At 69.1% G+C, this 9,639-nt stretch carries 10 protein-coding genes; 4 read left to right on the top strand and 6 right to left on the bottom strand.

Annotated elements, in window-relative coordinates; translation table 11 throughout:
* Window positions 1-217: 217 nt before the first annotated feature.
* The gene (gene eda / locus ACU0DV_RS10550; RefSeq protein WP_446273542.1) at window positions 218-865 is read right to left on the bottom strand and encodes a bifunctional 4-hydroxy-2-oxoglutarate aldolase/2-dehydro-3-deoxy-phosphogluconate aldolase; all 648 of its coding nucleotides are present in this window, start codon (window positions 863-865) and stop codon (window positions 218-220) included.
* 79 nt (window positions 866-944) lie between these two features.
* Entirely contained in the window at window positions 945-2,750 is a 1,806-nt protein-coding gene (edd, locus tag ACU0DV_RS10545; RefSeq protein WP_446241760.1) for a phosphogluconate dehydratase, read from the bottom strand.
* A 237-nt stretch (window positions 2,751-2,987) separates the two neighbouring features.
* On the opposite strand from edd, the gene ACU0DV_RS10540 reads away from it, so the two are divergent.
* From ACU0DV_RS10540 to ACU0DV_RS10525, 4 genes are all read left to right on the top strand, one after another.
* Window positions 2,988-3,680, top strand: coding sequence for a DUF6778 family protein (locus ACU0DV_RS10540; RefSeq protein ID WP_446241759.1), 693 nt, complete (start codon window positions 2,988-2,990; stop codon window positions 3,678-3,680).
* 47 nt (window positions 3,681-3,727) lie between these two features.
* Window positions 3,728-4,948, top strand: coding sequence for an RSP_2647 family RNA methyltransferase (locus ACU0DV_RS10535; protein ID WP_283983364.1), 1,221 nt, complete (start codon window positions 3,728-3,730; stop codon window positions 4,946-4,948).
* Entirely contained in the window at window positions 4,945-5,484 is a 540-nt protein-coding gene (locus tag ACU0DV_RS10530) for an RSP_2648 family PIN domain-containing protein (protein WP_446241758.1), read from the top strand. Before ACU0DV_RS10535 ends, ACU0DV_RS10530 begins: the two co-directional genes overlap by 4 nt.
* A gap of 101 nt (window positions 5,485-5,585) precedes the next feature.
* A complete protein-coding gene (locus tag ACU0DV_RS10525; protein WP_446241757.1) occupies window positions 5,586-6,680 on the top strand; it encodes an ABC transporter ATP-binding protein in 1,095 nt (364 codons plus the stop codon).
* A 2-nt stretch (window positions 6,681-6,682) separates the two neighbouring features.
* On the opposite strand, the gene ACU0DV_RS10520 is transcribed toward ACU0DV_RS10525, so the two are convergent.
* From ACU0DV_RS10520 to fumC, 4 genes are all read right to left on the bottom strand, one after another.
* On the bottom strand, window positions 6,683-6,916 hold the full coding sequence (locus tag ACU0DV_RS10520; protein WP_283983361.1) for a ribbon-helix-helix domain-containing protein: 234 nt from the start codon (window positions 6,914-6,916) through the stop codon (window positions 6,683-6,685).
* A complete protein-coding gene (locus tag ACU0DV_RS10515; RefSeq protein ID WP_283983360.1) occupies window positions 6,913-7,086 on the bottom strand; it encodes a DUF4169 family protein in 174 nt (57 codons plus the stop codon). The genes ACU0DV_RS10520 and ACU0DV_RS10515 overlap by 4 nt, the downstream gene beginning before the upstream one ends.
* 41 nt (window positions 7,087-7,127) lie before the next feature.
* Window positions 7,128-8,093 (bottom strand): serine hydrolase domain-containing protein, encoded by a 966-nt coding sequence (locus tag ACU0DV_RS10510; protein WP_446241756.1) that lies wholly within the window; start codon window positions 8,091-8,093, stop codon window positions 7,128-7,130.
* Window positions 8,094-8,226: 133 nt separating this feature from the next.
* Window positions 8,227-9,621 carry a class II fumarate hydratase gene (gene fumC / locus ACU0DV_RS10505; protein ID WP_446269775.1) on the bottom strand — a complete coding sequence of 465 codons (1,395 nt, stop codon included), beginning with the start codon at window positions 9,619-9,621 and terminating at the stop codon, window positions 8,227-8,229.
* Window positions 9,622-9,639: the final 18 nt, after the last annotated feature.

Raw genomic sequence — 9,639 nt, 5'->3', positions numbered from 1 at the left:
GGGCAGAGCCCCGGCGTGGGGGGGGGGGGGGGGGGCGGGGCAAACACACACCGTGTGCCCGGACGGGGGCGGGGGGGGGGGGGGGGGGGGGGGCGGGGGGGGGGCGGGGCGCCGGGGGGGGCGCGGCCGCGGCGGCGGGGGGGGGTTGGGGGGGGGGGGGCGGGGCCCCCCCCCCGGGGGGGGCGGCGCGCCTCCCCCCGCCCCCCCACGGAACGCTTCACACAGGGCGCGGCAGGGCCGCGGCCTCGCGGGCCAGCGCCTCGATCCCGTCCCAGTCGCCCGAAGAGACCATGTCCTTCGGCGCCACCCAGCTGCCGCCGCAGCAGAGCACGTTCGACAGGCCGAGGTAGTTGCCCACGTTCTTCATCGACACGCCGCCCGTGGGGCAGAAGCGGACCTGCGGGATCGGCGCGCCGATGGCCTTGAGCGCGGGCACGCCGCCGTTGGCCTCCGCCGGGAAGAACTTCTGCACGGTATAGCCGCGCTCCAGCAGTTTCATCGCCTCAGACGCGGTGGCGGCACCCGGCAGCAGCGGCAGGTCGGCGGCCTCGCAGGCGTCGAGGATGCGGTCGGTGGCGCCCGGCGAGACGCCGAATTTCGCGCCTGCGGCCACGGCCTTTTCCACGTCCTCGGGTGTCAGGAGCGTGCCCGCGCCGACCACGCCGCCCTCGACCTTCGCCATCTCGGATATCGCGTCGAGCGCCGCGGGGGTGCGCAGCGTCACCTCGAGCACGGGCAGGCCGCCCTTGACCAGCGCCTCGGCGAGGCCGCGCGCCTTCGAGGCGTCGTCGATCACGAGAACCGGGATCACCGGGGCGAGGCGGCAGAGGCGCTCGCTTTCGCGGCTGGCGTCGGCTGGGGTCATGGGGAGCGTCCTTTTCGAGTATTTGTGAAGCAGAGAAGCAGGGGGCGCGCCCTTGCCGGGGCTGGGCGCGCCTTTGGGGTCAGACGACCACGGCTGCGCCGTTCGAGGCAAGCCCCACGTTGGCGCGGAAGGCGGCGAAAAGCTCGCGTCCGACGCCGTGGCCGTTGCCCGTGAGGTCGGCGGTCACCGGTTCGCGGTCGGCGAAATCGGGGGCGAGGTTCTCGAGTGTGCCGTTGGTGGCGTCGAGGCGGACGATGTCGCCGTCGCGCACGCGGGCGAGCGGGCCGCCGTCTGCCGCCTCGGGCGAGACGTGGATCGCCGCGGGCACCTTGCCGGAGGCGCCGGACATGCGGCCGTCGGTCACCAGCGCCACCTTCAGGCCGCGATCCTGCAGCACGGCGAGAGTCGGGGTCAGGCCGTGCAGTTCCGGCATGCCGTTCGACTTCGGCCCCTGGAAGCGGACGACGACGATGGTGTCCTCGGTGAATTCGCCCGCCTTGAAGGCCAGCTTGACGGCTTCCTGGTCCTCGAAGACGCGGGCCTTCGCCTCGATCACGTGGCGTTCGGGGGCGACGGCGGAGACCTTGATCATGCCGTGGCCGAGGTTGCCCTTAAGCTGCTTCAGGCCGCCGGTCTTCTGGAACGGGTCGGAGGCCGGGCGCAGGACCTTGTCGTTGTGGGTCTGCGTCGGGCCGTCGCGCCAGGTCAGCTTGTCGTCCTTCAGTTCGGGCTCGCGGGTGTAGGGGCGCAGGCCGTCGCCGATCACCGTCTTGACGTCCTCGTGCAGGAGGCCCGCGTCAAGGAGTTCGCCGATCATGTACTGCAGCCCGCCCGCGGCGTGGAAGTGGTTCACGTCCGCAAGGCCGTTCGGGTAGACCTTGGCCATCAGCGGCGTCACCGAGGAGATGTCGTCGAAGTCCTGCACCTCGAGCGCGATGCCGGCGGCGCGTGCCATGGCGGGCATGTGCAGCACGAGGTTGGTGGAGCCGCCGGTCGCCATCAGCCCGACGATGCCGTTGACGAAGGCCCTGGCGTCGAGGATTTCGGACACCGGGCGGTAGTCGTTGCCGAGCGCCGTGATCTCGAGCGCGCGTTCGGTCCCGGCGACGGTCAGCGCATCGCGTAGCGGCGTGTTGGGGTTCACGAAGGAGGCGCCGGGCAGGTGCAGGCCCATGACCTCCATCAGCATCTGGTTGGTGTTGGCGGTGCCGTAGAAGGTGCAGGTGCCCGGCCCGTGGTAGGAGGCCATCTCGGCCTTCATCAGTTCCTCGCGGCCGACCTCGCCGGTGGCGAACATCTGGCGGACCTTGGCCTTTTCGTCGTTGGGCAGGCCGGTGGGCATCGGGCCCGCGGGCAGGAAGACCGAGGGGATGTAGCCGAAGGTGGCCGCGGCGATGATCAGCCCGGGCACGATCTTGTCGCAGACGCCGAGGTAGAGCGCCGCGTCGAAGGTGTTGTGGGAGAGCGCGATGCCTGCCGCCAGCGCGATCACATCGCGGGAGAAGAGCGAGAGTTCCATGCCGACCTGGCCCTGGGTGACACCGTCGCACATCGCCGGAACGCCGCCCGCCACCTGCGCCGTGGCGCCCTGCGCGCGTGCCGCCTTGCGGATCAGGTCGGGGAAGCGTTCGAACGGCTGGTGGGCCGAGAGCATGTCGTTGTAGGCGCTGACGATGCCGATGTTGGGCGCGCGCTCGGTGGCGAGCCGGTCCTGGTCCTGGCCCATGGCGGCATAGGCGTGGGCCTGGTTGCCGCAGGTCAGGTGGGCGCGGCGCGGGCCTTCGTCGGCGGCGCGGGCCATGCGGTCGAGATAGGTGGCGCGCATGCCCGAGGAGCGTTCCTCGATACGGGCGGTGACGTCGGCGATGGTCTGATTGAGGGTCATGGAACGAGTCCTTTCCGGCTCCGGTTTCCGGTCTTCCGCGATACATAGACCAGTTAGCGCTAACGGTAAACCCCGTGATCCGTGCGGCCCATCAGGTTGACGTGTCGACGAAAGACCCTGCTGTCGCCCAAATGGCGCCACGTTCCGGAGCAAAACAACGTTAACAGCAGCCTTCGGGCAGCGACAGGGCAGAAAGGCGCTTCGGGAGCAGCGAAGCGGCACAGAAGGGCGAAAAAGATGCGGATTGCACGGTTTGTTCTTGGGCTTGGGATGATGGCGGCGCTTGCGGCCTGCGGCGAGATGCCCGGCCGCGCGCCGTTCGAGGCGATGCCCGGCGGCGAGGTGACCCGCGCCTCGACCCTGCAGATGGAGCGGGCGGCACCGGTTGCGCCGCGCGAAGCCCCGGTCCTGCAGGGCGGCATGAAGCTGGTGGAGTACGAGTTCCGCGTGCCCGAGGCGCTCAGCGTGTCCGAGGCGAACCTGTACCTGCCGATCGCCGACATCGTCTGGCGCGGCGACGCGCCCGGCAACCGCAAGCAGCAGGTGGCGGCGATGTTCCAGGCGAGCCTCGAGAAGGCCCGCGCGAGCGCGCCGGCAGAGGGGCGTCCGGTCAAGGCGATCATAACGCTGCACAAGTTCCATTCGCTGACGGAGAAGGCCCGCTACACCACCGGCGGCATTCACACGGTCGTCTTCGACACGACCCTTGTCGATGCCGCGACCGGTGCCGTGCTGGTGCAGGGCCGCCGGACCCGCGCGGATCTGGAGGCCTTCGGCGGGCGCCGCGCGATGGCGGCGGAACGGCAGGGCCTGGGCATGAAGGTCCGCCTGATGGCCCATCTGGACCGCGTCATGGCGGCCGAGGTGTCGACCGCGGGGGGCTGGCGCGACAAAGGCCGGACGCTGACCCGGGCGCTGGATCAGATCTGAATTTCAACCGCTTCATTCTTGGGAGAAAGCGGGGTAAGGCGGGGGTCATGACGACCTCCGCCTCGCCTGATTCCGGCTCCGCATCCGACCGTCCCGTCCTGCGCCTTCTTCCGAAGGCCAACGCCCGCGCCATCCGCCGCGGCGCGCCATGGGTCTTTGACAACGAACTGGTGATGGATCGCCGGACCCGGGGCATCGCGCCGGGCACCATCGCCACGCTGGAGGACCACGAGCGCAAGCCGCTGGCCACGGTGGCGGTGAACCCCGGCTCGAAGATCGTGGCGCGGGTGCTGGACCGCGAGATCGTGGAGGTCGGCACCGACTGGCTGCGGGCGAAGGTCGCCAAGGCGCTGTCGCTGCGCGAACGGTTGTACGATGCGCCGTTCTACCGGCTGATCCACGCGGAGGCGGATGGCTTTCCCGGCGTGATCGTGGACCGTTTCGGCGACACGCTGGTGGTCCAGCCGAACGCCGCCTGGGCCGATGTGCGCCTGCCGGAGCTGGCGGACGTCCTGGCGGAGGTCACGGGCTGCGCGAACATCCTCAAGAACGCGTCCGGGCGCGGGCGCGCGCTGGAAGGGCTGGACGATGCCGATGCGGTTCTGCTGGGGGCGGCGCCCGACGCGCCGGTGCCGGTGGTGATGAACGGCGCGACCTACATGGCCGACCTGACCGGCGGCCAAAAAACAGGTCTGTTCTACGACCAGCGCGACAACCACGCCTTCGCAGCCCGGCTGGCGGCGGAGGGATCGGTGATCGACGTCTTCAGCCATGTCGGCGGCTTCGGGCTGGCGGCTCTTGCGGGCGGTGCGCGCGAGGTGCTGTGCGTCGACGGTTCCGCCCCGGCGCTGGAACTGGCGCAGGCAGGGGCCGATGCGATGGGCGTGGCCGACCGTTTTGCCACCCGGCAGGGCGACGCCTTCGACACGCTGACGGCGCTGCAGGAAGAAGGCGCGCGCTATGACGTGGTGGTCTGCGACCCGCCCGCCTTCGCGCCGTCGAAGCAGGCGCTGGACAAGGGGCTGCGGGCCTACGAACGGATCGCGCGGCTGGCGGCGCCGCTGGTGGCGGAGGACGGGTATCTCGTGCTCTGCTCGTGTTCGCACGCGGCGGACATGACAGCCTTTACCGGCGCGTGCCTGCGCGGCATCGGCCGGGCCGGGCGGCGGGCGGTCCTGATCCACACCGGGCAGGCGGGGGCCGACCATCCGCTGCTGCCGCAACTTGCGGAATCGGGCTACCTGAAGGCGCTGTTCTTCCGGCTGTGAAGGTCGTCCTCGACACCTGCGTCCTGTTTCCCACGGTGATGCGCGAGGTTCTTCTGGGCGTGGCCGGGGCCGGGCTTTACACGCCGCTCTGGTCGGAACGCATACTCGAGGAATGGGCCCGCGCGGCGCGCAAGCTGGGACCGGGCGGAGAGGCGCAGGCACGGGGCGAGATCGCGCTGGTCCGTGCCGCATGGCCCCGGGCCGAGGTGACCTGGCCGCCGTCGCTGGAGGGGCGCCTGTGGCTGCCCGATCCGGCGGACGTGCATGTGCTGGCGGCGGCGGTCGCGGGCAGCGCCGACGTGATCGTGACGATGAACGCCTCCGACTTCCCGCGCAACGTGCTGGCCGAAGAGGGGCTGAGCCGCACCGATGCCGACGCCTTCCTGCTGGGGTTCTGGCAGGCCTCGCCAGACGCGGTGCAGGGCGTGGCAGAGCAGGTGCTGGCCGAGGCGCGGCGCCTCTCCGGCGACGACTGGGAGCTGCGCGCGCTTCTTAAGAAGGCCCGTTTGCCGCGTCTTGCCAAGGCCTTGGCCTGATGACACCTGGCACGGGGGACAGGGTGCCCTTGCAGTACACGGCGGGTCGGTCTAGAGGTGCCTGAAACCCGATAAAATCCCTCGGACGTTTTGGGGCAGACGTGACGACACCGCCAAGGCTAGAAATCCGCGACCTCGTGCGCCGCTTCGACGGTCAGACCGTGGTCGATCACGTGTCGCTGCAGATCGCGCCGGGGCAGGTGACCTGCCTGCTCGGCCCCTCTGGCTGCGGCAAGTCGACGACGCTGCGGATGATCGCGGGCGTCGACATGCAGGACGAAGGCACCATCCACGTCGACGGCAAGCTGGTCTGCGACACGGTGTTCCGCGTGCCGCCCGAGCGGCGCTCCATCGGGCTGATGTTCCAGGATTTCGCGCTGTTCCCGCATCTGAGTGTCGGGGAGAACGTGGCCTTCGGACTGAAGGGCGGACGATCGGAGAAGCGCGCCACGGCGGAGCGGCTTCTGGACCGGGTCGGGCTGCGGCATTACATCGACCATTACCCGCATCACCTGTCGGGCGGCGAGCAGCAGCGCGTGGCGCTGGCCCGCGCGTTGGCGCCGCAGCCGAAGATCATGCTGATGGACGAGCCGTTCTCCGGCCTCGACAACCGGCTGCGGGATGGCATCCGGGATGAGACGCTGGATCTGCTGAAGGAGGAAGGCGCGGCGGTCCTGCTGGTCACGCACGAACCCGAAGAGGCGATGCGCATGGCCGACGAGATCGCGCTGATGCGCGACGGGCGGATCGTGCAGCAGGGTGCGCCCTACAACATCTACAACGCGCCGGTTGACCGTGAGGCCGTGGCATTCTTCAGCGATGTCAACGTCTTGCATGGCACTGTTCAAGGGGCGCTGGTGGACACGCCGTTCGGCCGATTCCTTGCGCCGGGCGTGGCGGATGGCGGCGCGGTGGAGATCGTGTTCCGCCCGCAGCATGTCTCCATCGACTTCGACCGCTCCGGCAAGGGCCCGAACCCGACGGAGATCGCCGGCACGCCGGCGCGCGGCGTCGTGCAGCGGGCGCGGTTCATGGGATCGGAAAGCCTCGTCGAGTTCGTGATGGATCACGACGGGCAGAAGCTGATCGCCACCGTGCCCAACGTTTTCCTGCCGAAGACGGGCACGCCGATGTGGCTCAGCCTGCGGCGCGACCGTTGTTTCGTGTTCCCCGTAATGGGACGGAAACGCGCCTGATTTCAGACTCTTGCGTCGCGTTCTTCGACCAGTTTGCGAAGGATGTAGACGCGGATGGAGGAGGCCAGCCCGACCTCCGGGTCGCGCGCCTCGTCGATTTCGGAGGCAAGCGCGTTCAGGGGCTTGTCCATCTCGGCCGCGATGCGCCGGAATTCGGTCCAGAAGGCATCCTCTAGCGAGACGGAGGTGCGGTGGCCCTTCAGGGTCAGCGACCGCTTGACCGGGCGGCCCGTCATTCCCGTTCGTGCCCGTCGAGGTCGCGCCGCTCCTTGTCGGTGCGGGCCTTGGCCAGCGTCTTCTGCGCCTTGGTCAGGCCGTGTTGCGCGGCGTTGGCGTCGCCCTCGCGGCGTTTCTCGTCGCGGGACTTCTGCTTACGGAAGCGGTTCAGGTTGACGACCTTGCTCATGACGCGATCCTAGCTGGCTTCTTGGCGGCGTTCCATGGATTTCAGACGGACAGGACCGGGCCGTCGAGCAGGTCCATCAGCGCTCCGAAATACCCCTGCGAGCGCGCGGGCCGGTTCGGGTCGGAGGTGATGGCGGCGGCGATGTCCCGGTCGGCGTGAAAGGCGATGATCTGTCCGCCGTAGCCGCGCGCCAGAGCCCAGCCGGTGGGGCTCAGGAACCAGCCGTAGCCGTAGGACAGGCCGGAGTAGGGCGAGCGTGTCAGCGGCTGGACGGAGGTCTCCGCCCAGTTGGCGGGGATGACCTGCGTTCCGTCCCAGACGCCGCCGTCCCGCATCGTCAGCGCAACGCGCAGCATCGCCCGGGGCGTCAGCGCCATCTGGTTGCCGCCGAGGTAGAAGCCCTGCGGATCGCGGGTCCATGGCGGGATGTCGATGCCCAGAGGGCGGCCCAGCCGGGTGCGGGCCTGTTCCAGCAGCGTGAGGCCGGTCGCCTCTGCCAGCGCCGCGCCGAGGACATGGGTCGAGCCGGTGGAATAGAGCATCCGCCCGCCGGGTTCCGCCACCATGGGACGGGACAGCGCGTCGCGCACCCAGTTGGACGAGGCGACCCATGCACCGTAATTGGGTCCGGAGGTCCGCTCCAGTCCGGCGCGGAGGCTGGCGAGGTCACCGAGCGTGATGTCGGCCACCTGCGGGTCGGCACCGGAGGGGATCAGCCGGGGCGCCACGTCGCCGAGGGTGGCGTCCAGCGCGACCTCGTCCCGGTCGATGGCACAGCCCAGAAGCAGCGCGACCATGCTTTTCGAACAGCTCTTGATATTGGCCAGCGCGTCGAGGCCGGGGCCGCGATAGGCCTTTTCGTGGATCAGCGTGTCGCCCTTCCGGACGAGGATCGCGTGGAACTGGCCGTGTGCCTCCGCGAAGGCGGCGAAGGAATCGTCCTGCGCCCAAGCGCGGGAGACGAAGGGCAGGGCCAGGGCGGAGGCGAGGAGGGTTCGGCGTTGCATCCCCCTGAAATCGGTGGAAATCGTCTGAGGTCAACGGATCGCGGCTCACGTTTGCGCGGGTCAGAAGTCGGGCGAACGAGAAACGCGCGCCCGGATGGGGCGCGCGTCGGTGTCTTTCCGCGTTGCGGCAAGGTCAGTCCTTGGGGCCGATCATGTCTTCGGGCCGGACGACGCGGTCGAAGGTTTCCTCGTCCACGAAGCCGAGCGCGATGGCCTCTTCCTTGAGGGTCGTGCCGTTCTTGTGGGCGGTCTTGGCGACCTTGGTGGCGTTGTCGTAGCCGATGGTCGGCGCCAGCGCCGTCACCAGCATCAGCGATTCCTTCATCAGCTTCTCGATCCGCGCCTCGTTGGCCTCGATCCCCACCACCATGTTGTCGGTGAAGGCAGAGGCGCTGTCGCCCAGAAGCTGCATGGATTGCAGGACGTTGTAGGACATCATCGGGTTGTAGACGTTCAGCTCGAAGTGGCCCTGCGAGCCCGCGAAACCGACCGCCGCGTCGTTGCCCATGACATGGGCGCAGACCATGGTCAGCGCCTCGGCCTGCGTCGGGTTCACCTTGCCCGGCATGATCGACGAGCCGGGTTCGTTCTCCGGCAGGATCAGTTCGCCAAGGCCGGAACGAGGGCCGGAGCCCAAGAGGCGGATGTCGTTGGCGATCTTGAAGAGGCTTGCCGCCACGGTCTTCAGCGCGCCGGAGAACATCACCATCGCATCATGCGCGGCCAGTGCCTCGAACTTGTTCGGTGCGGTGACGAAGGGCAGGTCGGTGATCGCGGCGATGTTGGCTGCCACCGTCTCGGCCCAGCCCTTTTTCGTGTTGAGCCCGGTACCGACGGCGGTGCCGCCCTGCGCCAGTTCGTAGATGTCGGGCAGGCAGGCCTCGACCCGTTCGATGCCCTTCTTGACCTGGTGGGCGTAGCCGCCGAATTCCTGGCCCAGCGTCAGCGGAGTGGCGTCCTGGGTGTGTGTCCGGCCGATCTTGATGATGTCCTTGAATTCGGCGGACTTCGCTTCGAGCGCCGCGTGCAGCTTTTTCAGGCCGGGCAGCAGGACGTCGCGCGCCTGCATGCCGATGGCGACGTGCATCGCGGTCGGGAAGGTGTCGTTCGACGACTGGCCCATGTTGCAGTGATCGTTGGGGTGGACGGGGGACTTGGACCCCATCTCGCCGCCCAGCATCTCGATTGCGCGGTTGGAGATGACCTCGTTCGCGTTCATGTTCGACTGCGTGCCGGAGCCGGTCTGCCAGACCACCAGCGGGAAGTTGTCGTCGAACTTGCCCTCGATGACTTCCTGTGCGGCGGCCATGATCGCGTCGGCGATCTCGGGCGTCATGGTGCCGAGCGACTTGTTCGCCTCGGCGCAGGCCTTCTTGATGACGCCAAGGGCGCGGACGATCGGCACGGGCTGCTTTTCCAAGCCGATGGGGAAGTTCATGATCGAGCGCTGGGTCTGCGCGCCCCAGTACTTTTCGGCGGGCACTTCCAGCGGGCCGAAGCTGTCGGTCTCGGTACGGGTGGCGGTCATGGGCGACTCCTGCATTTG

The organism is Sagittula sp., assembly GCF_052825245.1.
The sequence above is the reverse complement of the archived record's forward strand: the minus strand, read 5'-3'. Positions and strand labels throughout refer to the sequence as shown.

What these genes read in the sequence shown, in the direction of transcription:
- eda (WP_446273542.1), bottom strand. Translation starts at nt 865, where the DNA reads ATGACCCCAGCCGACGCCAGCCGCGAAAGCGAGCGCCTCTGCCGCCTC.
- edd (WP_446241760.1), bottom strand. Translation starts at nt 2,750, where the DNA reads ATGACCCTCAATCAGACCATCGCCGACGTCACCGCCCGTATCGAGGAA.
- ACU0DV_RS10540 (WP_446241759.1), top strand. Translation starts at nt 2,988, where the DNA reads ATGCGGATTGCACGGTTTGTTCTTGGGCTTGGGATGATGGCGGCGCTT.
- ACU0DV_RS10535 (WP_283983364.1), top strand. Translation starts at nt 3,728, where the DNA reads ATGACGACCTCCGCCTCGCCTGATTCCGGCTCCGCATCCGACCGTCCC.
- ACU0DV_RS10520 (WP_283983361.1), bottom strand. Translation starts at nt 6,916, where the DNA reads ATGACGGGCCGCCCGGTCAAGCGGTCGCTGACCCTGAAGGGCCACCGC.
- ACU0DV_RS10515 (WP_283983360.1), bottom strand. Translation starts at nt 7,086, where the DNA reads ATGAGCAAGGTCGTCAACCTGAACCGCTTCCGTAAGCAGAAGTCCCGC.
- ACU0DV_RS10510 (WP_446241756.1), bottom strand. Translation starts at nt 8,093, where the DNA reads ATGCAACGCCGAACCCTCCTCGCCTCCGCCCTGGCCCTGCCCTTCGTC.
- fumC (WP_446269775.1), bottom strand. Translation starts at nt 9,621, where the DNA reads ATGACCGCCACCCGTACCGAGACCGACAGCTTCGGCCCGCTGGAAGTG.